Raw genomic sequence first — 26,327 nt, forward strand, 5'->3', positions numbered from 1 at the left:
GTTCACCTACATTAAATTAACGATCTTTAAGATTGATTATTTAAAAACAGCTTGTTTGGAATGACCATTTGATTGATGTGGTCTAATTTATAAATTCCAATAAATACATTGTTCTCTGAATAGAGCCGAATAAGGTCTATTGTTGATTCAGGTCTGAACTTTAAATCTGAAAAATTTAACTTTTTTCCAAATCGTGCGTTTTGTAATTGTGTCTCTTTTATAATAAAGCTAGGAAAATGGTGAATGGATTGATCGATTGATATTAATTTATGATTTAGTGCATTGTCATCAACCAATTTTTGAATTTCATCTATGGATAAACATTGGTTAATGTCAATATTTCCAGTTGCAGTTCGAACTAAAGAAAGCATTGTAGCTGGAAGATTTAACTCCCTTCCTATATCTACACATAATGTTCTAATATATGTTCCTTTGGAACACAACACTCTAAACTTAATTTCTGGATGTTGCAAATCCAAATTAAAGTCAAGCAAATCGATCTTATGTATCGTAACCGCCCTAGGTTTCCTTTCGACTTCTTCACCTTTTCTAGCTAATTCATATAACTTTTTCCCATTTATTTTCACCGCAGAAAACATCGGAGGTATTTGTTGAATATCTCCAATGAAGGAAAGCATCGTATTTTCAATTTGGTCTTTAGTAACATTCACTTGTCCTAATTGTTTTATCACATTACCTGTCATGTCTTCAGTATCTGTTGAAATTCCTAATTTCAAGATTACTTCGTACTCTTTAGGTAAGAGCTGAATATACTCAACAACCCTGGTAGCCTTTCCAATGCATAAAGGTAAAACTCCAGTAACTTCCGGATCCAGCGTACCTGTATGACCAATTCTTTTTATTTTTAAAATTCCCCTTACTTTTGCAACAACATCATGTGATGTCCAACCCTTTGGTTTTAAAACAGGTAAAATCCCTTCAACATTCATGAAATTTTTTTCTCCAACTCTTTTATTACATTTTTAATCACAGTGTCTATCTGTCCTTCAATTAATGCACCAGAAGCTAATATATGTCCGCCCCCATTAAAAAATTGAGCGACTTCTGCTACATTTACTTTACCAGCTGAACGAAAACTTACCTTCACTTGATTTTCATTGACTTGTTTAAATAATACTCCAACCTCAACGCCATAAATATTTCTTGGAATATTTATAAGTCCCTCAAAATCATTTGAAGAAGCGTTGGTATGTTTTATATCTTCTAATGTGACAGTCATCCAAGCAATTTGTTTATTCTTAGCAAAACTTAAAGTAGAAAGTGATTTTTCCAAAAGAGCAAGATGTGAAAGGGTGAACTTTTCTAACAATTCATCAGCAAAATGATTAGCATTAACACCTAGTTCTAATAATTTGGATGCCAATTTCATTACTTTTGATGTCGTATTAGAATATCTGAAACCTCCCGTATCTGTAAGCAATCCTGTGTACACACATTCTGAGAGTTCTTTAGTCCAAGGAATGTTAAGGAAATCAATAATATCATTTAAAACTTCAGTTGTTGAAGCTGAAGTTTCCTGAATAAAATTAAGAGTTCCAAAACCATCATTTGTCGGATGATGGTCAATGTTTAAAATTTGAACATCATCCGAAAATGCTTGAGTTACTTTCCCCATTCTTGCAAAATCAGCACAATCAACAGAAATAACATACTTATAAGTTTGATTTAATTTCTTTGATGAGTATTGTTGTATTTGTTTTGCGCCTTGTAATAAGTGAAATTTTTTAGGAATTTCATTTTCATTCAACATAACAAACTTCTTTTTTAAATGCTGCAAAATCAATCCCATTGCACAAGTTGAGCTAATCGCATCCCCGTCTGGTTGAACATGGGATACAACTAAAAAATCATCATGATTTTGTAAAAAACTCTTTATATCCAATAATACATCTTCAGCTAGAAGAGAACTCATATATTAGCATCCTTATTCATATCTCTTAACATTTCTTCTATACGGTTGCCGTATTCTATAGAAGAGTCGATTTTGAAAATCAATTCAGGTATATGTCTAAGTCGAATTCTTTTCCCTAATTCAGAACGAATATATCCACTCGCTTTAGATAAACCCTGTAAAGAATCATTTTTTTCCTTTTCACTGCCAAAAATACTTAAATACACTTTTGCTTGGGATAAATCATTAGTTACTTCCACACCAGTAACTGTAACAAAACCAACTCTCGGATCTTTAATATCAGTTTGGAGAATTAAACTAAGCTCTTTTTTGATCTGTTCTCCAATTCGACCTACTCTTATTTTGGCCATGTGATCACCTCTCGACAGTTTCCATTACGAATGCTTCAACAATATCCCCTTCTTTGAGGTCACTATAGTTTTCTATCGTTAATCCACATTCATAACCTTGAGCAACCTCTTTTGCATCATCTTTAAAACGTTTAAGGGAATCAAGCTGTCCTTCGTGAACTACAATACCCTCTCGAATTAAACGAACTTCAGCATTACGAGACATTTTACCAGAAGTCACCATACAACCAGCGATCTTACCAACTTTACTGTTTTTAAATATATTTCTCACTTCTGCATGCCCAATAACAACTTCTTTAAATTCAGGATCTAACATCCCTTTCATCGCACTTTCAATTTCTTCAATTGCATTATAGATGATACGATGTAAACGCACATCCACTTGCTCTTGTTCTGCAGTTGCGATGGCCCTAGGGTCAGGTCTAACATTAAATCCTATAATAATGGCATTTGAAGCAGAAGCCAAAATAATATCTGATTCAGTAATCGCACCAGCACCAGTATGAATGATCTTCACCCTTACGCCTTCAACATTGATTTTCTCCAATGAACCTTTTAATGCTTCAGCAGATCCTTGTACATCTGCTTTGATAATCACAGGAAGTTCCTTCATTTCTCCTTCTTGAATATGCTTGAATAAATCATCTAAAGTTATGCGGTTATTCACATTCATTTCCTGTTGTCTTACTTCATTTGCTCTTTTATCCGCAATTGCCTTCGCTTTTTTCTCTTCTTCAAACACAATGAAAGGATCTCCAGCTTGTGGAACTTCTGTTAAACCTGTTAATTCTACAGGAGTAGATGGTCCAGCTACTTTAATTCTTCTTCCCTTATCATTTACCATGGCTCTTACACGACCAAAACATACACCCGCTACAAAAACATTTCCGATTTCCAAAGTACCTTGTTGTACTAGTACTCTTGCAACAGGACCTCTTCCTTTATCCAGTTCTGCTTCAATCACAGTACCTCTAGCTCTTTTATTCGGATTTGCCTTAAGTTCTTCAACTTCTGTTACAAGCAAAATCATTTCTAATAGTTCGTCTAAGCCTTCACCTTGTTTTGCGGATACATTAACGAAAATGGTATCTCCGCCCCACTCTTCAGGTACTAAATTGTACTCCGTAAGCTCTTGTTTAATTTTATCAGGATTTGCTTCTGGTTTATCTATTTTATTCACGGCAACTATAATTGGAACCTCTGCAGCTTTGGCGTGATTAATTGCTTCAACTGTTTGTGGCATAACTCCATCATCAGCCGCTACTACTAATATCGTAATATCCGTTATTCTTGAACCTCTTGCTCTCATTGTTGTAAAAGCTTCATGACCAGGAGTATCAAGGAATGTAATTTTTTTATCATTTCTTGTTACTTGGTAAGCACCAATATGTTGTGTAATACCGCCAGCTTCTCCCTCAGTAACTTTCGTTTTTCTGATGGCGTCTAAAAGAGTCGTTTTTCCGTGATCGACATGGCCCATGATAGTCACAACAGCTGGACGTTCTTCTAAATCTTTTTCATCATCTACTTCCTCAATTTCGAATTCATCTTCTTCTACTGGAAGTCTAATATCAACTTCAACTTTATACTCATCAGCAATAAGTTGAATCGTGTCTAGATCAATCTCCTGATTAATGTTTGCCATAACGCCAAGAAATAATAATTTTTTTATTACTTCTGAAACATCTTTATGCAAAAGCTTAGCTAATTCACCTACAGACATGTTTCCTCTAACAATGATCTTTTTAGGTGTATTATCAATTTTCTCTTTCACTTCTACATTGCTGTTTTGATATCGTTTATTCTTACCTTTATAATTTTTAAAACCTCTAGAATTCGGTTGATTTCTTCTTTGTGAAGGTTTGAAATTTTTTGATGAACTATCGTTTCTTTTGTTTTGATAACCATTAGTGTTAGTTGTACCCTGTTTAGTTTGTTGATTGGGTTGATTGGGTTGTTTGCTTTTATTCATCTCAGATGTTTTTGTTTTTTTCATTACATGTTCCTTTTTATCATTATTTGTGACTTGATTATTTTGTTTCTCAAATTGCTTTGAAGATTTTTTCTTATCTTGATGAAGAACAGCTTTTTCAGGAGCATCATTTGTCGATTTCTTTTCTGCAGCATTTTCCTTAATATTACGAAAAAATTGTTCAACCTTTTTAATGGATTCATCTTCAATCACGCTCATGTGATTATTTACTGCAATATCCAATTTTTTTAAAATGGTAATAATTTCTTTACTACTCATGTTTATGGACTTAGCATACTCATAAACTCTAAATTTTTTACTCAATGCTCTTCACCTCACATCTCTTTTTCCATACAACTCATGATCATTTTTACAAAACCATCATCAGTAATTGCAATCACTACACGTTCAGCTTCTCCCAGACTTTGACCTAATTGAAAGCGATTATTATATTGGATGAGTGGAACATGATAGGAACTACACTTATCCTTAAACTTTTTAAAAGTATTATTTGAAGCATCACTGGCAATGATCACTAACTTTGCTTCATTGGATCGAATCTTGTTTAATACTTTCTCCTCACCAGACAAGCATTTCCCAGCTCGTTTTGCAAGGCCTATATACGATAATATTTTGTTATTTTCCATCATGTTCCTCTATTTTCGTGAAGTTTAATGCTAACTGCTCATATATTTCCTGGTCAACTTGATGTTTTAATGCTCTGTCAAGTGATTTGTTTTTCATAGCCAATTGTGAACAATTTACTGTTTTACATAAATAAGCCCCTCTACCAGACTTTTTACCTGTTGAATCAATGATCACTTCATTTTCAGGGGACCTAACGATTCGAACTAGCTCTTTTTTCGCTTTCATTTCCTGGCAAGCAACACATTTTCTCATAGGAATTTTTCGATTTCGCATAAAATCACCTTATTTCATGAGAATTTACTCAAAAGTTAGAAAATCTTCTTGTGGTAGATCGCTATCTTCTTTTGGTCTACCAAACTGCTCAAAAGCTTGTGATTCACTTTTGATATCTATTTTCCAACCCGTTAATTTTGCTGCAAGTCTTGCATTCTGACCTTTAATCCCTATAGCAAGTGACAATTGAAAATCTGGTACGATCACTCTGCACATTTTATCTTCTTCTAATATTTGTACCTCAAGAACTTTAGATGGACTTAAAGCATTAGCAACATATTCGCTAATATCTTCTGACCAATAAACAATATCAATTCTTTCACCTTTTAATTCATCTACTATGGTTTGAACTCGCATCCCTTTTTGTCCTACACATGCACCGACCGAATCAACCTCTGGGTTAGGAGAAAACACGGCAATTTTAGATCGATATCCTGCTTCTCTTGCTACAGAACGAATTTCGACTATTCCATCATAGATTTCAGGCACTTCTAGTTCAAATAACCTTTTTAACAAACCAGGGTGAGTCCTTGACAGCATAATTAAAGGGCCCTTAGTTGAGTTTTCAACTTTAGTGATAAAAGCTTTTATACGATCACCTTGTTGAAATTTTTCAGTTGGCATAATTTCATTTAGAGGAAGTAAACCTTCAACTCTACCTAAATTAATATATATATTTCTTTGATCCATTCGTTCTACGATACCCGTTATAATATCTTCTTCTTTGTCAATGAATTCATTAAAAATAAGTCCTCTTTCAGCTTCTCGAATTCTTTGAGTCACTACCTGTTTAGCTGTTTGTGCTGCTATACGACCAAAATCTCTAGGCGTCACTTCAATTTCAACAATATCATCTAAATGGTAATTAGCATTAATAGATCGTGCAGCATCAATGGAAATTTCCATTCTTGGATCAAGTACTTCTTCTACAACTGTCTTTCGTGCAAATACTTTAATTACCCCTGTTTGTTGATTAATATCCACTCTTACATTTTGTGCGGTATAATTACGTTTGTAACTTGAAATTAATGCCGCTTCAAGAGCATCAATTAATACCTCCTTACTAATCCCCTTTTCTCTTTCGATTTCAGTTAGAGCTTCAATAAACTCTGCATTCATTTGGAACTAGTCCCTCCTTTCAAAAGCTCAATCCTTATATTTAAAAAAGTACGGCAAGTCTGGCACTTGCCACTTTATTTAGCGGTATTTGATGTGTTTTTTTTACTAGTTTTATTTCCAACATTTCATTTTGAAAAGAAACTAATTTTCCTTCAAACTCCTTTAATCCATCAATGGATTCGTATGTAGTAATAAACACATTTTTATTCACAGCATTTTCAAAGTCCTTTGCCTTTTTTAGTGGGCGTTCAGCACCAGGCGAAGAAACTTCAAGAATGTATGCTTCAGAGATAGGGTCAGTTTCATCTAACTTTTGACTTATATATTCACTAATTCGACCACAATCATCAATATCAATACCTCCGTCTTTATCAACATAAATACGTAGATATTTATTCTCACCTTCTTTGACATACTCTATATCAACTAATTCATATCCTTCTTCTTCTATAAAGTTCTGTACCATATCTTGAACCTGATCTTTTATTTTGCTCACTTTGAACTTCGAACCCCCTAAATTCAATGCGATAAACCCCTTAAATAAAAGGCAAAGAGTGGGTTTCCCCCACTCTTCTCGAAATCGCTATCTCAATTATGAGTAAATTATATCATATTGTGAAATTCCTTACAAGGTCTGTACTAAAATAATGATAGTTGGTTCGTCTCTGGTAAACCATTAAAACAACCAAAACCATTTAATGTTTCAACAACTGTTTTAGATACCTTAGAGCGTTGCCTAAAATCTTCAATTGATAAAAACTCGCCGCCCTCTCTAGCTTCGACTATATTTTTAGCAGCATTCACACCAATTCCTTGAATCGCAGAAAATGGAGGGATTAAGGAATCGCCATCTATTATATATTTTTCAGCATCTGATCTATATAAGTTAATACCTTTGAATGTAAAACCACGAGCAGTCATTTCTAAAGCCATTTCTAAAATGGAGATCATACTTTTTTCTTTGGCTGTTGCTTTAAAACCCAATTCTTCAATTTCATTTAATTTTTTTAAAATTGCGTTGTAACCTTGACAAAATACATCAACATCAAAATCTTCTGTTCGAACAGAAAAGTAAGTCGCATAAAATGCAATAGGATAATGAACTTTAAAATAAACGGTTCTTACAGCAGAAATAACATATGCGGCAGCATGGGCCTTTGGAAACATATATTCAATTTTCAAACATGAATCTATGTACCATTGTGGAATTTTGTGCTCTTTCATTGTAGTAATCCATTCATCCTTTAAACCTTTTCCTTTACGAACACTTTCTGTAATTTGAAATGCAAGGCCTGCCTCCAAACCACCCTTGTAAATTAAATATAACATGATGTCATCACGACAACCAATAACCGTTTTAATCGAACACGTATTGTTTTTAATAAGTTCTTGGGCATTTCCTAACCAAACTCCCGTACCGTGTGAGAGACCTGATATTTGCAATAAATCAGCAAAAGTTGAAGGTTTTGTTTCCTTTAACATTTGTCTTACAAATTTTGTGCCCATCTCAGGGACACCATATGTTCCTACAGGTGATTTGATTTGCTCAGGTGTTACATTTAAAGCATCTGTTGAGTTAAACACGCTCATGATTTTTGAATCGTTCATAGGAATAGTGGTTGGGTCCACTTCCGTTAGATCCTGTAACATCCTCATCATGGTAGGATCATCATGCCCTAAAATATCTAACTTCAATAAGTTAGCATCAAAAGCATGATAATCAAAATGGGTTGTTTTCCAATCTGCTGATGTATCGTCAGCAGGATATTGAACAGGTGTGATATCCTCAACATCAATATAATCTGGAACAACGACAATGCCTCCTGGATGCTGTCCAGTACTACGTTTCACTCCTGTACACCCTGTACTTAGCCTTACCACTTCAGCATTTCTCCAACTTTTCAATTTATCTTCTTCATATTTTTTCACATAACCAAATGCCGTTTTTTCTGCCACAGTACCAATCGTTCCAGCACGATAAACATTTTCTTCTCCAAAAAGCACCTTAGTGTAATGATGTGCATTAGGCTGATATTCTCCAGAGAAATTCAAGTCAATATCAGGAACCTTGTCTCCTTTAAATCCTAGAAAAGTTTCAAATGGAATATCCTGACCATCTCCCTTTAACTGACCATCACATTTTGGACAAGTTTTATCTTCGATATCAAAACCACTACGAACACTTCCGTCAGTAAACCACTCACTATGTTTACAAGTATTGCACAAATAATGAGGAGGTAACGGATTTACCTCAGATATGCCTAACATCATAGCTACAACTGAAGATCCTACTGACCCCCGAGATCCAACTAGATAACCATCCCGATTAGATTTCTTAACCAATTTTTCTGAGATTAAATATAGAGCAGCAAATCCTGCATTAATAATAGGAACAAGTTCTTTCTCTAATCTTTCTGTAACAATTTTAGGCAGTTCCTCACCATAGATTTCCTTAGCTGTTGTATAACATGTATTTCTTATTTCCTCATCTGCCCCTTCGATGACTGGGAAAAACGGTTTATCAGGAAACAACTCGATATCTTCAAAGCGATCTGCCAAATCGTTTGTGTTTTTAATAACAACCTCATAAGCTTTCTCTTGTCCAAGATGTTCAAATTCAGCTAACATTTCTGTGGTTGTTCTAAAATGTACATCTGGTTTTTCCAAATCTTTTAGTGGACTGAATCCTGTAATTCCATGAATCGTTATATCTCTGTTTATTTTCTCTCTAGGTTGCAGGTAGTGAACGTTACCTGTAGCGATAACAGGTTTATTCAGCTTTTCCCCTAGATTACATATTTTTTTGTTTGCTTCTTCCAAATGCAAACGATGTGTAACTAAACCTTTGTCTATAAGATGTTGATTTACACCAATCGGCTGTATTTCTAAAACATCATAAAATTGAGCTACTTCCTCTGCTTCAGCGAATGATTTATTTAATACGGATTCGAACAATTCACCCTTTTCACACCCTGAGGAAATGATTAAACCTTCTCTGTGATCGATTAAAACACTTTTTGGAATCGTAGCAACTCTATTAAAATGCTCTGTGTGTGATAATGAAATTAATTTATATAAATTTTTCTTTCCTACCATATTCATAGCATAAATACAACAATGGAAAGGTCTTGCTTTAGAAAGATCTAATCCAGCATAATCATTAAGTTGGCTTACATTTAGAATATCTCTTTGTTTCAACTCTTTTAATAAATGTACAAAGATATGTTGCAATGCAATGGTGTCATCAATCGCTCTGTGATGATTGTCTAAACTGACTTTTAATTTATCAGCTAATGTGTTCAATCTGTGGTTTTTAAAATTTGGAAAAAGGAACCTCGCCAGTTCTAAAGTATCTATCACTATATTATCTACCTTTTCCAACCCACATTTCTCACATGCTGCTTGTACAAACCCCGCATCAAATCTAGCATTATGAGCTACTAAAATAGCATCCCCAATAAACTGAATAAATTTAGGAAATATTTCTTTCAGATCTGGTGCATCTACAACCATATCATCTGTAATATTCGTCAACTGGCTTATATTATATGGTATTTTTTCATGCGGATTCACAAATGAAGTAAACCTATCAATTTCTTCTCCATTTTTTATTTTCACTCCAGCAATTTCTATAATATTATGATTCGTTACAGAAAGTCCCGTGGTCTCCAAATCAAAAATAACATATGTAGCATCTTGCAAAGTAACATTGGAAGGGTTAAGCGCAATTGGAATCGCATCATTAACAACATTTGCCTCTACCCCATAAATCATTTTTATATTATTTTTACTTGCTGTCCAAAAAGCTTCCGGAAATGCTTGAACATTACCATGGTCAGTCACAGCAATCGCTTTATGGCCCCACTTAGCTGCAGTTTTTATATAATCACCGATCGAAGTCATTCCATCCATTGTGCTCATATTGCTATGAAGATGGAATTCAACACGTTTCTCCTTTTCTTGATCCTTCCGCTCAAAATTAACTGGTGCAACAACCTCATTCAAATCCATTGGAATCATCGTCAATTCATGTACAGGAAGAAAGGTATCATATTCAACTTTCCCTCTTAATTTTATCCATATTCCATTTTTTAACAATGATATTTTTTTTACATCTTCCTTCTTCTTTAAAAATATTTTGACTTTAATTGAGTCTGTAAAATCAGTTAGTATAAATTGAGATAAAGTTGTACCTGTTTTAAGTTCCCTTACTTCTAAATTAAGTACTGTCCCTTGAATAACCGTTTTTTTCTCTTCATCCGTAATTTGCTGAATAGGTACAGATGGTTCATCTATCTTTTTCCCAAGTAATAGCACTAATTCACCATCGGGAATGTCTTCTTCAATCTCTCTAGGTGTTGAATCCAATATAGCTTGAGTTACAGATCGTTCTTCCTCTTCTAATTTTTCGGAAAATCGATCGTATTCCTCAATTCTATTCAAATCAACAGAAAAGTTAATAGTAAAATGTCTCGAGAAAAAATCAATAAAGAATTGTTTGATGTTATCGTCTAGTTTCTTTTTCTTTGCCAATTCTATTCCTGTTTCATCTAACAAAGAAACATTGATTGTTTGACCCTTCACTTCAACCTTTGCCTTACTAAACCAACCATTTACTGATGTCTGTTCTCTTTGAACCCAATCTAGAAATAGCCCCCAATACTCAGATACTAGCTCCTGATTTGTAATGGATTTAGAAAAACAAAAGTTAAACCTAATTTTAGCAATATGGGCGAATTTTTTTTGAATTTGTTTACAAAATTGCCTATACATTTTTTGTGGAATCATCTGATCTTTGACAATATGAATATTCCAATCATTATGATGTCGATTGCATATTACCTTTTCGATGAATCCATCAGAAAAATAAGAATTCACGATTTCCTGCGGAATTCCTGCTTGTTTCATCAACAATTCAAAACGTGTTCTTTTTTCATGATTATTTACATTTTCTATGTTGTTCCCCTCCCAATTGCAACAAGCCAGACATAGATTCATCATCTTTATATCTGGCTTGTTATGAAACTTTCAAAAACATTAAACTTTCATATTAAAATTAAAATATATTTAATAGGATTTTCCAAATACAACTGTATGTTTTGCAGGTTCTTCACAAACCAAACACTTTCCTTTATGTTCTGTTACAACCGTAGGAATATTTCTACTTGTGGCACCTGTCTCCTCTTTCACTTGATGTTCGCAAACTTCAGACCCACACCAACCTGCTAATACAAACCCTCTTTGTTTCTCCATAGTAGATTTCATTTCATCAATGGTTTCAACTGAACCAAAATGTGAGTCCATAAAACTTTTTGCATTATCGTACATCTGTTTTTGAATCCCATCTAGCATTTTAGATACTTCTTCATTAAGCTGATCTTGAGGTACAAACTTCTTTTCCCCAGAAATTCTAGATACAAGAACAACTTGTCCTTTTTCCATATCACGAGGACCAAGTTCAATTCTAATTGGAACCCCTCTCATTTCATACTCATTGAACTTCCATCCTGGACTTTGATCTGTACGTGTATCTATGCGTACTCTTACACCAGCTTGTTTCAATCCATTCATTAATTCCAGACTTTTATTTGTAACTTCTTCTCTTTTGCTTGCTGGACCAATTGGAATCATGATGACTTGAGTTGGTGCAACTTTAGGAGGTACGGCTAACCCTTTGTCATCACCGTGGACCATAATCATTGCACCTATTAATCTTGTACTTACACCCCATGATGTCGTATAAGCATACTGTTGCTTATTATCACGATCTAAATATTGTATATCAAATGCTTTGGAAAAGTTAGTACCTAAATAGTGAGACGTGCCAGCTTGTACTGCTTTTCCATCTTTCATCATCGCTTCAATAGAAAAAGTATCTATAGCTCCAGCAAATTTTTCTGATGGGGTTTTCTGACCTACAATTACTGGAATGCTTAAAAAGTCCTCTACAAATTCACGGTAAATATCTAACATTTGCATCGTTTCTGCTCTAGCTTCCTCTTCAGTTTCGTGAGCAGTATGCCCTTCCTGCCATAAAAACTCGCTCGTTCTTAAAAACGGAAGTGTACGTTTTTCCCAGCGAACAACATTCGCCCATTGATTAATTAATACAGGAAGATCTCTATAAGATTGGATCCATTTAGAATACATATGTCCGATCATCGTTTCTGAAGTTGGTCTGATCGCTAAACGCTCTTCTAATTGTTCTCCTGCAGCTTCTGTAACCCAAGGTAATTCTGGATTAAAACCTTCAACATGTTCTTTTTCTTTTTGAAAAAAGCTTTCAGGAATAAAAAGAGGAAAATATGCGTTTCGATGCCCGGTTTCTTTAAATTTAGAATCAAGCTCCTTTTGCATCATCTCCCAAATTTCAAACCCTTCAGGTTTAAAAACGATACAACCTCTGACTGGAGAATAATCCATTAAATCTGCTTTTTTAATCACATCAATGTACCATCTAGAAAAATCCTCTTGTTGAGGCGTAATTTCTCTCACCATTTTTTTGTCCTTAGACATAATAGACCTCCTGAATATTATCCTTTAAACAATCTTAATATATCATTATAAGTAACTGCAATCATAAGTAACATTAGTACAGCGAAACCTATAAAGTGAACCATACTCTCTCGATTTGGATCGACAGGTTTTCCCCGCACAGCTTCAATTCCGAAAAACATTAACCGGCTTCCGTCTAAAGCTGGAAATGGAAGTAAATTGAATATCCCTAAATATAAACTAATCATGGCCACAAATCCCACTAAGGTATCTACACCATAACTAACCGCTTCACCAGTCATTTCAGTAATACGTATAGGTCCCCCTAAATCATCTAATGAAAATTGTAACGTAACCAACATTTTCAAACTAATGAATATTTGTTCCGTAACGTTCCACATCGTTTTAGAAGCAAAAGTTACACCTTCAATAATAGAATCAGGGTTTCTTTTCTCTAACTGAAGAGATATCCCTACTCTGCCACTTCCAGTGTCATCAGCTTTTGGTGTCACCTGAAGTTGAATATCAGACTGATCACGAGATACAATCCAATTCATAGGTTGATCTGCTGATTCTGAGATAAGCGCGAGCAATTTCTCATTATCATCAACCCCAATCTTGTGTCCGTTTACTTCAATAATGATGTCTCTTGCTTGTAAACCACCCATTTCAGCAGGAGAGTCATTTGTCACTTTACCTACTTGCCAATGAGTTGGGTTATCAACCGTAATTCCACTCATATATATAAAAGCGATAAATAAGAAAAAAGCAAGAATAAAATTCATAACGGGCCCAGCCACAATGACAAGTGCTCTTTGGGCAATCGTTTTACTCCCAAACTGTCGATCCCAAGGGGCAATTTGAGTTTCTTTCCCTTTTGTCTCCATCATTGCTTTTTCATGTACATCTAAATCTTGCAATTCACCATCAACATCTAATTTAATATTTAATTTATGCTCAAGATCAATACTATCAACAGTCCCTAGAATCACATCCGTTCTTTGATCTAATTGATCTAAATAAATGTGAGTTACCTTTTCATTTTCTATTTTAACTGCAATAGTTTGGCCTGGGTTAATTTGAACGATCTCTGGATCTTCTCCAGCCATTCGTACATAACCACCCATCGGTAATAAACGAAATGTATAACGAGTTTCATTTCTTTTTATTGATAATAACTTTGGACCAAATCCGATTGCAAATTCTCTGACTAAAATACCTACTCGTTTAGCAAAGTAAAAATGCCCCCATTCATGAATACCCACTAATAAAAAGAACATGAGAAGAGCGATAATAATCACTTCTACAGTCAATAAATTTCCCTCCCAATTTCCACTAGAACAACAACTCATTTAAGTGATGTCTAGCTCATTATCCTACAATCATTTTATTAATCTTTTATAAACAGTATGTCCTAAGATTATCATGATTGCAAATGGAAAAACAAGTTGTTAGCAATTGCAGCTAACTAGAGGAAGGAACGTTATGCGCACTTTCTCTAGCCCATTTATCTATTTCCAATAGTTCGTCTAGTTGTGGAAATGCCGTTACATCATGTTTTTCTAATACATGATGTATTATTTTTTCAATGTGTAAAAATTCAATCTCACCATTTAAAAACCTAGAAACTGCAACTTCATTAGCCGCATTAAAAACAGTAGTCGCTGACCCACCTAATTTTCCACAATCAAAAGCCATTTTTAAACAAGGAAATCGATGATAGTCCATTTGTTTAAAATTCAGTCTGCCAAGCAGTGTTAAATCCAACGGTTCCGTTGAATTTTTTAATCTTCTTGGGTAAGTTAATGCATATTGAATAGGCACTCTCATATCAGGATTACCTAACTGCGCAATAACACTACGATCATTAAACTCTACAAAAGAATGTATGATGCTTTCAGGATGGATCACTACATCAATTTTTTCGTATCCAATATCAAATAGCCAATGCGCTTCAATTACCTCTAAACCTTTGTTAACCATAGTCGCAGAATCAATTGTAATTTTAGCACCCATAGACCAATTAGGGTGTGATAAAGCTTCTTCTACAGTTACACCAACCAATTCTTCCCTTGATCTATCTCGGAAAGAACCACCCGAAGCAGTCAAAGTGACTTTCGATATTTCAGAGTGAGATTCTCCATTTAAACACTGGAAAATTGCAGAATGCTCGCTGTCTATAGGAAGTAAATCTACTTCGTGTTTATGAGTTAATTGTTTAATAATATGTCCCGCAGTGACAAGAGTTTCCTTATTAGCTAAACCAATATGTTTACCAGCCTCAATAGCACTTATTGTTGGTTTTAACCCCTTGCTGCCAACCAGTGCATTGACTATAAACGAGGCGTCAGTGTTGGCTGCAACTTCAATTAAACCTTCATCACCATAAAACACATCAATAGAAGAAGAAATGAGGGGTTTTAATTGCTCAGCTATAGATTTCGTAGCAACTGAAACTTTTTTAGGATGGTATGTATTTATTTGTTCTACAAAAAGAGGTAAGTTAGAACCTGCAGCCAAACTTTCAATAATGAAATCTTCTCTATGCATAGAAATAACATCTAACGTTTGAGTCCCAATGGAACCAGTAGAGCCTAGTATTGATACATGTTTACTCAAAAAAACACCTCACAAATCGCTGCTATAAAATATGGAATAAATGAAGTAATGGGAATACAATGATCCAGCTATCACAGCGGTCAAGAATCCCACCATGTCCAGGTAATATAGTTCCAGAATCCTTAACATCATAAACACGTTTATATGCGGATTGAATAAGGTCACCTAACTGTGAAAAAATAGAAATTACAATAGCAAGTATGATCCCTTGTTTTAGTTCCAATAAATCTGGACTTAAAATTGAAAAAATAATCGCAGCAGTCAATGTAATAAGAATTCCACCAATAGATCCCTCAATCGTTTTCTTAGGGCTTATTGAAGGCCACAAAGGATGTTTTCCAAAGGCTAATCCAGAGAAATAAGCTCCTGCGTCAGTTAACCAAATGGAAATAAATATAAATAATGCCCAAAAGAGCCCATCTTCTATAAATAATGTGAGCGCCATATAATGAAATCCGAATCCGATATAAATAGCACCTAGAAAAAGAAGAGATATTTTTTTAATATCCTGCTTATTTTTTGAAAATACTGAAGCGAGTAAAAACATCAACAGCATTCCCCAAATGACCGTATATAAAGCAAGTGAGTCAAATAATGTTATGCCCATTTCTGACCATGGTAAAACTAAATAAATAACAAAAACAAACCCTAAAACAGATGAAAATTGCCGCACCTTATTTTGAGTTATTCTTACGTATTCGAAATAGCCTATTAATGATAATAACAACATAAACATAGCGAACCATATATGTCCTAAAAATAGAAAGAACATAAATAGTGCTAATGCTAATACACCTGTTACAATTCTTTGTATCAAAGAACTCCCTCCACTTGTGAATTATAATCCACCGTATCTTCTAGCTCGATTTTGATATTCAACTATCGCTTTTACAAATTGATCTTCATCAAATTCAGGCCAGTATGCATCAGTAAACCACAATTCTGAATAGGCTAATTGCCAAAGCATAAAATTACTGATTCGCAATTCACCACTTGTACGTATTAATAAATCAGGATCAGGTAAACCAGATGTATGTAAAAATGAAGAAAAAGTTTCCTCTGTTATTTCCTTTTCATTTACTTCACCTAAATGAATGGCATGGATTAAACGATTGAAACCTTGCAAGATTTCATTTCTGCTGCCATAATTCAAAGCAAAATTCAGTATAAGACCAGTATTGTATTTTGTTAATTCTATCGCTTTTTCAATGGATTTTAAAGTATAATCAGGTAATCCTTCTTTATTGCCGATCATTTTAATTTGTATATTATTTTCAATTAGTTCATCTATCATCATAGGAAAAAATTCTTCTGGAAGTTTCATTAAGAAATCAACTTCATCTTTGGGTCGCTTCCAATTTTCCGTTGAAAAAGCATATAATGTTAACACATCAATCCCCATGTTATTAGCTGCAATCGTAATAGATCTCACATTTTTCATGCCAGCATGATGACCCATTACTCTTGGCAGTCCTTGTTTCTTAGCCCATCTTCCATTCCCATCCATAATAATAGCTACATGTTTAGGAATATTTTTATGATTCATATCTGACTGAAAATTGCTTTGTTTCGTATCTTTGTTTCCAAACCATTTTTTTAATCGTCTAAACATCATTTTTTCCTCCAAAAAAAGGAATTCTGATTAAATGAAAACCCCACCATATAGGAGGGATTTGATATCATAACATCATGATATTATACTTCCATAATTTCTTTTTCTTTTACACTAAGCAAGTCATCTACTGATGCTACATATTTATTCGTTAATTTTTGGACGTCTTCTTGATGACGACGGGATTCATCTTCTGATATTTCTGTTTTTTCAAGTTTTTTAATCTCATCATTAGCATCTCTTCTTACGTTACGAATTGCAACTTTTGCATCTTCGCCAGCTTTTTTAGTTGCTTTAACTAATTCCGCTCTGCGCTCTTCGGTAAGTGGCGGGATAGAAATACGAATAATCTCACCGTCATTCATTGGAGTTAATCCTAAATCAGACTTCATAATTGCTTTTTCTATATCGCCTAACACCGTTTTATCCCAAGGTTGGATGATTAGTGTGCGAGGATCTGGTGTGTTTATGTTACCCACTTGGTTTAAAGGAGTTGGAGTTCCATAATAATCAACTTGAATTCGATCTAAGATAGCAGGATTAGCACGCCCTGCTCTCATTGAAGACAAATCTCTTTTAAGTACTTGAACTGCTTTATCCATTCTTGATTCAGCATTACTTTTAACTGATTGAGGCATCATTCAGCACTCCCTTTTCTCTTTACTATCGTACCAATTTTTTCACCTAATACAACACGTTTTATATTCCCATTCTCTGTTATTGAGAAAATAATTAAAGGAATATTATTGTCCATACATAAAGATGAAGCTGTAGAATCCATTACACCTAAATTTTGATTTAAAACTTCCATATAAGTTAGTGTATCATATTTTTCAGCACTTTCATCTTTAAATGGATCAGCAGAATATACACCATCGACTTTATTTTTAGCCATTAATATCACTTCTGCTTCTATCTCAGCTGCTCGCAATGCTGCTGTTGTATCTGTTGAGAAATATGGGTTTCCAGTTCCGGAAGCAAAAATAACTACTCTGCCTTTTTCCAAATGTCGTATAGCTCTTCTTCGAATATAAGGTTCAGCTATTTGTTTCATCTCAATTGAGGTTTGTACACGCGTAGGAACCTTAATATTTTCAAGTGCATCTTGCAATGCTAATGAATTCATAACCGTAGCTAACATCCCCATATAATCTGCTGTGGCTCTGTCGATTCCTTGCTCACTGCCAGCAATCCCTCTCCAAATATTACCTCCACCAACAACAACTGCTACTTCAACACCTAATTCAATAACTTCTTTAATCTGGTATGCAATTGATGTAATGACATCTGATTCTATTCCATAGCCAGCATTTCCAGCTAAAGCCTCACCACTCAACTTTAATATTACACGTTTAAATTTAGGTTGTTCCAAGTATTTGCCCCCCCTTTTTTCTATATATATGTAGTTATACATGGCAGTCTATTATAAATAATCTTGAAAAAAGAAGGAACACGAAGTGTTCCAACTTATATCAGCATATTAATTTTTCATTTGAGCCTTTACTTCTTCTGCAAAGTTTTCTTCTTTTTTCTCTAAACCTTCACCAAGTTCAAATCTAACAAATCTACGAATTGAAATATTCTCACCAATTGTTCCTACTTTTTCATTTACCAAATCAGCAATTGTTTTGTCTGGATCCTTAATAAATTGTTGTTCTAACAAGCAATACTCTTCATAGTACTTGCTAAGGCGACCCTCAACCATTTTCTCAACAATGTTTGCTGGTTTCCCTTCATTAAGCGCTTGATTTTTAAGCACTTCACGTTCTCTATCTAAATCTTCCTGAGATACCTCTTCACGGCTTACATAAGATGGATTTGATGCTGCAATGTGCATTGCGATATCTTTAACAAATGCTTTAAAATCATCTGTTAATGCAACAAAATCTGTTTCACAGTTCACTTCAACAAGCACGCCAATCTTTCCACCTGCATGTATGTAAGATTCTACAACACCTTCTGATGCAACACGTCCCGCTTTTTTAGCAGCAGCAGATAAACCTTTCTCTCTTAATATATCCATCGCCTTTTGAATATCACCATTTGCTTCATCAAGTGCTTTTTTACAATCAAGCATTCCCGCACCTGTTTTTTCACGTAATTCTTTAACACTTGCCGCTGAAATAGCCATAAAAAGACCTCCTATGTTCTTTTGTAAAATGAGATGGAAGGCAATCCTTCCGTTCCTTAAAAAAAAGGGGATGATGGATATGCCCATCAACCCATCTTTCGTTTTATCAATATATTTTCAGATTAAGCAGTCGTTGATGTTTCTTCACCTTGATGTGCTTCAACTACAGCATCTGCCATTTTAGCAGTGATTAATTTTACTGCTCTTATTGCATCGTCATTACCAGGAATAACGTAATCTACTTCATCAGGGTCACAGTTTGTATCAACAATTGATACAATTGGAATACCTAATTTTTTAGCTTCTGCCACAGCAATACGTTCTTTTCTTGGGTCGATAATAAACAATGCGCTCGGAAGTTTCTTCATGTGTTTAATGCCACCTAAGAATTTTTCCAAACGAGCCTTTTCTTTGTTTAATAAGATAACTTCTTTTTTAGGTAAGACTTCAAATGTACCGTCTTCTTCCATTTTCTCTAATTCATGCAAACGATTAACACGTTTTTGTATTGTTTCAAAGTTAGTTAATGTTCCACCTAACCATCTCTGATTAATGTAGTACATACCACTGCGCTCTGCTTCATCTTTAACTGAATCCTGAGCTTGTTTTTTTGTACCTACAAAAAGAACTGTTCCATTGTCTGCTGCAATAGATTTAATGAAGTTATAAGCTTCCTCAACCTTTTTTACAGTTTTTTGTAAATCAATAATGTAAATTCCGTTTCTTTCGGTGAAGATGTAACGATCCATCTTAGGATTCCAACGACGAGTTTGATGCCCGAAGTGAACCCCAGCTTCTAATAGCTGTTTCATGGAGATTACTGCCATCCTCACACACCTCCTCTAAATTGGTTTTTTAGTTTCCTCCGCCAATCTCATTTTCTTATAAGACTTTCATCTAGAAAGCACCCTTGATAAGAATTAATTGACGTGTGTATTAACACCGTCAACTAATATACCATAACTGGCTTTCTTATGCAACAAAATACTGGTTTAAACTCAAAAAACCATCCTAATAATTTTTACGCAGGACGGTTTGTCTTTGACGATGTTTAAGCTTTGCTTAAACGAGTTCACTCAGTTATTTTGGTTATAATATCAGTTAGATCGGGTGTGTTTTCAAATATGTAATATCCTTTTTTTATTTTACGATGGAGATTTAACTCCGTCATCGTCGCCTCGAATTCGTCTATCTCAGAAATAAGATTTAATTTGAATAAAATAATACCAACATCACTAGAATTCATTCCTTCTTGTATTAGAAAGGCTTTAGTTGCAACCGGATTAGTTTTCTTACCGTTACCTTTTAACATTTCATCTATTTTTGCATTAAGTTGTTCTTGAGAAAACCTAATTTCATTGCTTGGGTATATATTGTAGTTTAGTTCATTTGCTATTTCCTTTAATTTACTCACATCGATTTCTTCATCCCTATCAATAGCATCTGTAACTGTAAAAGTGTTAAACAATAACAGGAGCGCCGTAATAACCATTCCAAATCCAAATCCATAATAAAATGTTTTATGCCTCAGCACGTGATTTGCCCTCCTGTTTAGCTAAATTAATGATAAGTTGAACTTCTCCTTTATTAATTCCCGTTTTATTGGAGATATATTGTACCGACTTCCCATCTTGATGCAATTTCATAAGTTCATTATAACGCTCATTAATTTTTAACACGTCTTCATTTTCTTTTAAAGTGTCATTTTCCATATTTTCATGCGATACTTGTTTTACTTTCAGTCTATTCTTCTCTAAGTTTATAATTTGTATTTCCAGTTGCTCCACTCTTTTTGTTAATTGTGAATATTGATCTTGAGTTGATGTACTCATTGCAATAATACGATCCATTATTTTATTATTCTCTTCATCTAATTCAGTTGAAAAGTCTTCAACGGTCTGTTTTACTTCATCTAATAATACAGAATTCGTTAAGTGATTAGATTGATCTTTCATAAATAATTTAGCAATAACGATCATTGTGATACCGATGAAAATCAATATGTAATATATCAAAGAAGTAAGTCACCTCCAAAAAATCAATTTAATGATATCAATCTTGGGAAGATTTGATTGCTCCTCTTAATCTTAAGATTGCTTTTGAATGTAGTTGAGAAATCCGTGAAGGCGTAAGAGACATGACCTCTGAAATTTCACTTAAAGAAAGATCTTCATAGTAATATAATGAAACAACTATTCTTTCCTTTTCAGTTAGTTTTTCAATTGCTTTAGTTAATGTTTTCTTTAAATGCAATTCTTCAACTTTACTTTCAGGTTGAATTGCACTTTTATCTACCAATAACGATTTCCTTGTTTCAGTCTCCTCCTCTTGAACAGGTTCATCCAAAGAGTATAAGGTTGTGATCGAAATTTCCTGTAACATTTTATTAAAATCAGATTCACTTACATCTAAATATTCGCAAACTTCGTGATCTGAAACAGATCTTAAATGTTTCTGTTCAAGTGTTCTGTAAGCTTCTTCAAGTTTTTTTGATTTTTCTCTAATAGATCTGGGAACCCAATCCCCTTTACGCAAATGATCTAAAATAGACCCTCTGATTCTCCATGATGCATACGTTTCAAATTTCAAACCTCGTTCATAATCAAATTTGTCCAAAGCATCAATTAAACCAATAACACCATAACTTTGCAAATCATCATGAGTAATATTTTTTGGTAAACCAATAGCCACTCGATTTACTACAAATTGTACAAGTGGAATATAAGACTCAATTAATTTTTTCTTTATTTCAAGATCAGAATGTTTTTTCCATTGCTTCCACAATAACATTTGGGATTGGTTGTTATTCATTTACATTCACCACCCTTACTCATTTGACAAATGCTTCACAGCTTCTGCTACTGCCTTGGAGTCTAATTTATCATTTGTTTGTAGCTTCGGAGGTTCCATAGGAGTAAAAGTGTTTTGACCCTTTTGAGAATGAACGTTTTCTTTAATAGCTTCATTCATCTCTTCTATTTCCTCTGGGGTAGTGAGGTCTAAATATGAACCTTTTACCGGGCTCTGATCTAAATTATTTTTTAATATTACTGCTATCCCCCACCTCACAACAAAACCTAAAGTAAATAGTAATAAAAAACAAATCAGACTTCTTACAATAGAGGTTTGAATCAAATTATTAAAAACATTAAAAACAAAAGTTAATATCATGCCAGTCAAACTAAAAACTAAATTCCATTTCCAAGTCCCAATCATTTTAAATTTCCTTTATTCCAAATTTAATGCTGCGAATGGATAACCTGCCGTTTAATACATCCAACTCAATTGTTCTTCCAAACGATCCACCTGTATCTTCAGCTTGAATAGGTATGTTAAGTTGTTGTAAAATTTCTTTACATTTCACTATATTTTTATATCCTATTTTCATTGAATCCAGTTCAATTTGAAACATTTGAGAACCACCTGCCATTTTTGAATGAATGTTCTCTTTTGAAGCTCCAAACTGATACATTTTTTTCAAAAGAGCAGGGATAGCAGTATCTGCATATTTTGCTACATTAAAGTTTTGATCTCTTGCAATCTCTGAAGTAGGCAGCATAATATGGGCTAATCCACCCACTTGATTTATTGGGTCAAACATTGTCAAACCTATACAAGAGCCCAGCCCTGTAGTTTTTATTTTTCCTTCTCCTTTTAACACATTAAACTCAGCAATCCCAACTCTTAATACAGTGCTTTCAATCATTGATTAGGTACTCCTAAAGCATGAAATATTTTATCTAAAGATTCAGGATCAGGTATGAAAATAAAATGTCCCTCTACTTTTTCATTATCTTCCAAAAAATTAGTTTCAATTAAAAGTGCGTAATCATCATATTGACCACATTGCATCATACCAGAGCTTAATACAGCACCTAACATATCCATTGTTAAAGAGGGAACAGATGGATAAATCTTAAGATGTGTAAGATTGGCAAGTGAAGAAAGATAAGAGCTAGTTAATATATTTCCTATTTCAGTTAAAGTAGATATTTCAAAATCTGAATACTCTTTATCTTTGTTCATTTCTATTTTTAACACATTACTAAGCAACTGATTTGCAGACTTTTGTGATAATATAAAATACATATTTCCAGGTGTTTCTCCAATGACACGAAGGTAAACTGCAATCACTACCTTTTCGGCATCCCCCAAACTTTCAGTTATATTGGAAAATGGACCAAAATTGACCCTTGGAACCTTCATATCTACCGTTTTGTTTATTAAATTAGATAGAGCAGTGGTTGCATTACCTGAACCAATATTTCCAATTTCTTGTAATACATCTAACTGGAGGGGTTGAAATCTATTGGATGTGTTCACTTTGTTAAACCTCAAATTCTTCTAACTGTACAATTTCATTTTTGTTCAACACTTCCGTAAGATTCAGTAAAACTAAAACTCCCTGTTGATCTAGTTTAGCAATACCTTGAAGATATTTTGCTTCTATACCTCCTACAAGTTCAGGTGCAGGTTCAATTAAATCACTATCAATATCAAATACATCATTTGCCTCAGCAACAATTAAACCTACTTCTATATCTTTAATAGAAACGATGATGATCCTAGTTTGTTCAGTGTACTCTGTTTCTTCTAGTCCAAAACGACTTCTTAAATCTATAATTGGAATTACAGAACCTCTTAAATTAATCACACCTTTTACAAAATCAGGTGTTTTAGGTACACGTGTAATTGGCATCATTCTTTCAATCGTATTTACGTGATCTACTTCTACTCCATATGACTCGTGACCTAAAGAAAACATAATAAATTTCAAATCTTCTCCCATATTAAACTGCCTCCTTAAGATAATATAAATAATAGTATGTGTACCCTCTAAAATGATTACTTAAACAAAGCATTTGGGTCAACGATTAAAGCTACTTGACCATCCCCGAGTATTGTAGCTCCTGAAATAGCAAAAATGTTTGTTAAATAATTACCGAGTGATTTTAATACAATCTCTTGCTGTCCGATAAATTCATCTACTACAATAGCCAGCTTATCATCTCCTTTTTGTAAGATGACAATATTATAATCTGCAGGATCATTCGTCCCAGGGATATCGTAAATGTTTTTCAAAAATAAAATGGGTATTAATTTTTCACGATATTCTATCATATTTATATTATGTACAATTTTAATGTCCTGTTTTTGCAAAATGTCTGTTTCAAGAATAGATGACAACGGTATGGCGTATTTTTCTTCCCCTTGTTTAACCAACATAGCTGGAATAATAGATAAAGTAAGGGGCAGTTGCACTGAAAATTTAGTTCCTTCCCCTATTTTAGAATCGATTTGTATTTCGCCGCCTAGAGAATTTATTTTCGTTTTTACAACGTCCAAACCGACACCTCTGCCAGATATATCAGACACTTTGTCTGCTGTACTAAAACCAGGAGAAAAGATAAGTTGATGAATTTGTTCTTCAGACATGGTTTGAGCTTCTTCATTACTAATAATTTGTTTCTTTAACGCGATGTTTATAACTTTTTCTTTATTGATCCCTCGTCCATCTTCCTCTATCTCTATGAAAACTTGATTCCCACTTTGATAAGCAGAAAGATATAATGAACCTTTTTCAGATTTACCGCTCAGAGCTCTTTCAGCAGGTGTTTCAATTCCATGATCTAGGGCATTTCTTAATAAATGAACTAAAGGATCACCAATTTCGTCAATCACATTTCGATCTAATTCTGTGTCTGCTCCTGTAATGATTAATTCTACCTCTTTATTCAAAGATTTTGCTAAATCCCTTACCATTCTTGGAAATCTATTAAAGACAGATTCAACCGGCATCATCCGTAAATTTAATACTATATTTTGAATATCACCACTGACTCTTGACATATGTTCAACGGTTTCAGTTAAATCCATTCGATTAATTTCAGATGAAAGTGCCTCTAATCTAACTCTATCTATCAACAGCTCACTAAATAAATTCATTAATGTATCAAGTTTATCAATATCCACACGAATTGTGCGATTTGAAGAGGTTTTTACACTTTTTTTATCAGGTACATGTTGTTTTTTAGGTTTAAGTTTTTTCTCTGGTTCAGATTGTTTTTCAGATTTAAGTTTTTTCTTTGGTTCAGATTGTTTTTCAGTTTTCAAAAGTTTCTTTGGTTCATGTTGTTTTTCAGGTTCAGAATGTTTTTCTGGTTGTTTTTCCAAGACATGCTGCTTCTCAGATTTAGAATGTTTCTCTGGTTGTTTTTCCAAGACATGCTGCTTCTCAGATTTAGAATGTTTCTCTGGTTGTTTTTCTGGTTGTTTCTCTGGTTGTTTTTCTGGTTGTTTTTCTGGTTCATTCCGTTTCTCTATATCAGATTGTCCCTTAGGTTTAATTCTTTCTTCATTTTCCGTTCTGTTTTGTTGCATATCCACAAAATGTTTTTCTAGAAAATGATGATCTACGACATCAATCTCTATGGAGCTGATTTCAGATATGTTTAAAATTTCATGTTTTAATGTTTCTTCATCTACATCAGAAATAAAGTAAAGTAACAATTCATTGTTAATTAATTCTTGTTCAATATCATCAGTGCTAGGTGTTATTTTGACAATCTCACCATTTTTTTCAAGAGTACTGGTTACCATAAATACTCTGGCGACTTTTAATAAACAGCCTTCATCAATGTTGATCTTTATATAAAAAACCTGCTTTGATTCTAGTGATCTTTTTAAAACAGAATATTGATGCTCATCCAATTCTGCTGCTGTATTGTCAGTCTCTTGATTTCTTTCAACGTTTTGACCTTCCTCATGATTTTTCACAACGATCGTATGAAGTGCACTTACGATATCTGATACATCTGCTTTTCCAGTACCGCCTTCGAAAATATCAGATAACATCAGTTCTAAAATATCTAAACTATTAAATAAAACATCGAATATAAATGAATTCATTTGAATTTTACTATTTCGAACAAGATCTAATACATTTTCCATTTCATGCGTTAATGAGGATAAATCATCAAAGCCCATTGTTGCAGACATACCTTTTAATGTATGAGCTGAACGAAATATTTCCTGTACCAACTCTAAATTTTCAGGTGCATTTTCCAGTTTCATAACATTATCATTTAAATGCTGTAAATGTTCCTTGGCTTCATCAATAAACATATTTAAATATTGATCTGAACTCACGATCAAACCTCCTTGGAGAAAGAATT

The 26,327-nt window shown here is 33.9% G+C and carries 26 protein-coding genes; all 26 read right to left on the bottom strand.

Annotation, left to right across the window (positions count from 1 at the left end; translation table 11 throughout):
* Positions 1 to 26: 26 nt before the first annotated feature.
* Positions 27 to 950, bottom strand: coding sequence for a tRNA pseudouridine(55) synthase TruB (gene truB, locus VQL36_RS11985; RefSeq protein WP_349249536.1), 924 nt, complete (start codon positions 948 to 950; stop codon positions 27 to 29).
* Positions 947 to 1,933 carry a bifunctional oligoribonuclease/PAP phosphatase NrnA gene (locus VQL36_RS11990; protein ID WP_349249537.1) on the bottom strand — a complete coding sequence of 329 codons (987 nt, stop codon included), beginning with the start codon at positions 1,931 to 1,933 and terminating at the stop codon, positions 947 to 949. The genes truB and VQL36_RS11990 overlap by 4 nt, the downstream gene beginning before the upstream one ends.
* Positions 1,930 to 2,283, bottom strand: coding sequence for a 30S ribosome-binding factor RbfA (gene rbfA / locus VQL36_RS11995; protein WP_349249538.1), 354 nt, complete (start codon positions 2,281 to 2,283; stop codon positions 1,930 to 1,932). Before rbfA ends, VQL36_RS11990 begins: the two co-directional genes overlap by 4 nt.
* A 4-nt stretch (positions 2,284 to 2,287) precedes the next feature.
* On the bottom strand, positions 2,288 to 4,534 hold the full coding sequence (infB, locus tag VQL36_RS12000; protein WP_413789573.1) for a translation initiation factor IF-2: 2,247 nt from the start codon (positions 4,532 to 4,534) through the stop codon (positions 2,288 to 2,290).
* Between the two features lie 56 nt (positions 4,535 to 4,590).
* Entirely contained in the window at positions 4,591 to 4,902 is a 312-nt protein-coding gene (locus VQL36_RS12005; RefSeq protein ID WP_349249540.1) for a YlxQ family RNA-binding protein, read from the bottom strand.
* Positions 4,892 to 5,176 (bottom strand): RNase P modulator RnpM, encoded by a 285-nt coding sequence (gene rnpM, locus VQL36_RS12010; RefSeq protein ID WP_349249541.1) that lies wholly within the window; start codon positions 5,174 to 5,176, stop codon positions 4,892 to 4,894. Before rnpM ends, VQL36_RS12005 begins: the two co-directional genes overlap by 11 nt.
* Positions 5,177 to 5,200: 24 nt before the next feature.
* Positions 5,201 to 6,295 (bottom strand): transcription termination factor NusA, encoded by a 1,095-nt coding sequence (nusA, locus tag VQL36_RS12015; protein ID WP_349249542.1) that lies wholly within the window; start codon positions 6,293 to 6,295, stop codon positions 5,201 to 5,203.
* A gap of 40 nt (positions 6,296 to 6,335) precedes the next feature.
* A complete protein-coding gene (rimP, locus tag VQL36_RS12020) occupies positions 6,336 to 6,791 on the bottom strand; it encodes a ribosome maturation factor RimP (RefSeq protein WP_349249543.1) in 456 nt (151 codons plus the stop codon).
* Positions 6,792 to 6,934: 143 nt separating this feature from the next.
* A complete protein-coding gene (locus tag VQL36_RS12025; protein ID WP_349249544.1) occupies positions 6,935 to 11,296 on the bottom strand; it encodes a PolC-type DNA polymerase III in 4,362 nt (1,453 codons plus the stop codon).
* Between the two features lie 66 nt (positions 11,297 to 11,362).
* Positions 11,363 to 12,811, bottom strand: a complete 1,449-nt coding sequence (gene proS, locus VQL36_RS12030; RefSeq protein WP_349249545.1) for a proline--tRNA ligase — start codon at positions 12,809 to 12,811, stop codon at positions 11,363 to 11,365.
* A 17-nt stretch (positions 12,812 to 12,828) separates the two neighbouring features.
* Positions 12,829 to 14,142, bottom strand: coding sequence for an RIP metalloprotease RseP (rseP, locus tag VQL36_RS12035; RefSeq protein WP_349249546.1), 1,314 nt, complete (start codon positions 14,140 to 14,142; stop codon positions 12,829 to 12,831).
* A 112-nt stretch (positions 14,143 to 14,254) separates the two neighbouring features.
* Entirely contained in the window at positions 14,255 to 15,409 is a 1,155-nt protein-coding gene (locus VQL36_RS12040) for a 1-deoxy-D-xylulose-5-phosphate reductoisomerase (protein ID WP_349249547.1), read from the bottom strand.
* Positions 15,410 to 15,431: 22 nt separating this feature from the next.
* Entirely contained in the window at positions 15,432 to 16,226 is a 795-nt protein-coding gene (locus VQL36_RS12045; protein ID WP_349249548.1) for a phosphatidate cytidylyltransferase, read from the bottom strand.
* 21 nt (positions 16,227 to 16,247) lie between these two features.
* Positions 16,248 to 17,021, bottom strand: coding sequence for an isoprenyl transferase (locus tag VQL36_RS12050; protein WP_349249549.1), 774 nt, complete (start codon positions 17,019 to 17,021; stop codon positions 16,248 to 16,250).
* Between the two features lie 83 nt (positions 17,022 to 17,104).
* Positions 17,105 to 17,659, bottom strand: a complete 555-nt coding sequence (frr, locus tag VQL36_RS12055) for a ribosome recycling factor (protein WP_349249550.1) — start codon at positions 17,657 to 17,659, stop codon at positions 17,105 to 17,107.
* Positions 17,659 to 18,393 (bottom strand): UMP kinase, encoded by a 735-nt coding sequence (gene pyrH / locus VQL36_RS12060; protein WP_349249551.1) that lies wholly within the window; start codon positions 18,391 to 18,393, stop codon positions 17,659 to 17,661. The genes frr and pyrH overlap by 1 nt, the downstream gene beginning before the upstream one ends.
* Before the next feature lie 108 nt (positions 18,394 to 18,501).
* Positions 18,502 to 19,152, bottom strand: coding sequence for a translation elongation factor Ts (tsf, locus tag VQL36_RS12065; RefSeq protein WP_349249552.1), 651 nt, complete (start codon positions 19,150 to 19,152; stop codon positions 18,502 to 18,504).
* Between the two features lie 122 nt (positions 19,153 to 19,274).
* Positions 19,275 to 19,979, bottom strand: a complete 705-nt coding sequence (gene rpsB, locus VQL36_RS12070; RefSeq protein WP_160643281.1) for a 30S ribosomal protein S2 — start codon at positions 19,977 to 19,979, stop codon at positions 19,275 to 19,277.
* A gap of 245 nt (positions 19,980 to 20,224) precedes the next feature.
* Positions 20,225 to 20,686 carry a hypothetical protein gene (locus VQL36_RS12075; RefSeq protein WP_349249553.1) on the bottom strand — a complete coding sequence of 154 codons (462 nt, stop codon included), beginning with the start codon at positions 20,684 to 20,686 and terminating at the stop codon, positions 20,225 to 20,227.
* Positions 20,673 to 21,167: a hypothetical protein gene (locus VQL36_RS12080; RefSeq protein WP_349249554.1), complete on the bottom strand. Its 495-nt coding sequence runs from the start codon at positions 21,165 to 21,167 to the stop codon at positions 20,673 to 20,675. The genes VQL36_RS12075 and VQL36_RS12080 overlap by 14 nt, the downstream gene beginning before the upstream one ends.
* A gap of 37 nt (positions 21,168 to 21,204) precedes the next feature.
* Positions 21,205 to 21,963, bottom strand: coding sequence for a FliA/WhiG family RNA polymerase sigma factor (locus VQL36_RS12085; RefSeq protein WP_349249555.1), 759 nt, complete (start codon positions 21,961 to 21,963; stop codon positions 21,205 to 21,207).
* Between the two features lie 15 nt (positions 21,964 to 21,978).
* Entirely contained in the window at positions 21,979 to 22,368 is a 390-nt protein-coding gene (locus VQL36_RS12090) for a hypothetical protein (protein ID WP_349249556.1), read from the bottom strand.
* Between the two features lies 1 nt (position 22,369).
* On the bottom strand, positions 22,370 to 22,858 hold the full coding sequence (locus VQL36_RS12095) for a chemotaxis protein CheD (RefSeq protein ID WP_349249557.1): 489 nt from the start codon (positions 22,856 to 22,858) through the stop codon (positions 22,370 to 22,372).
* Positions 22,855 to 23,475: a chemotaxis protein CheC gene (locus VQL36_RS12100; RefSeq protein WP_349249558.1), complete on the bottom strand. Its 621-nt coding sequence runs from the start codon at positions 23,473 to 23,475 to the stop codon at positions 22,855 to 22,857. Before VQL36_RS12100 ends, VQL36_RS12095 begins: the two co-directional genes overlap by 4 nt.
* A gap of 4 nt (positions 23,476 to 23,479) precedes the next feature.
* Positions 23,480 to 23,941, bottom strand: coding sequence for a chemotaxis protein CheW (locus tag VQL36_RS12105; protein WP_349249559.1), 462 nt, complete (start codon positions 23,939 to 23,941; stop codon positions 23,480 to 23,482).
* A gap of 56 nt (positions 23,942 to 23,997) precedes the next feature.
* A complete protein-coding gene (locus tag VQL36_RS12110) occupies positions 23,998 to 26,301 on the bottom strand; it encodes a chemotaxis protein CheA (protein ID WP_349249560.1) in 2,304 nt (767 codons plus the stop codon).
* Positions 26,302 to 26,327 lie beyond the last annotated feature (26 nt).

The organism is Chengkuizengella sp. SCS-71B (assembly GCF_040100845.1).
GTDB lineage: Bacteria > Bacillota > Bacilli > Paenibacillales > KCTC-33759 > Chengkuizengella.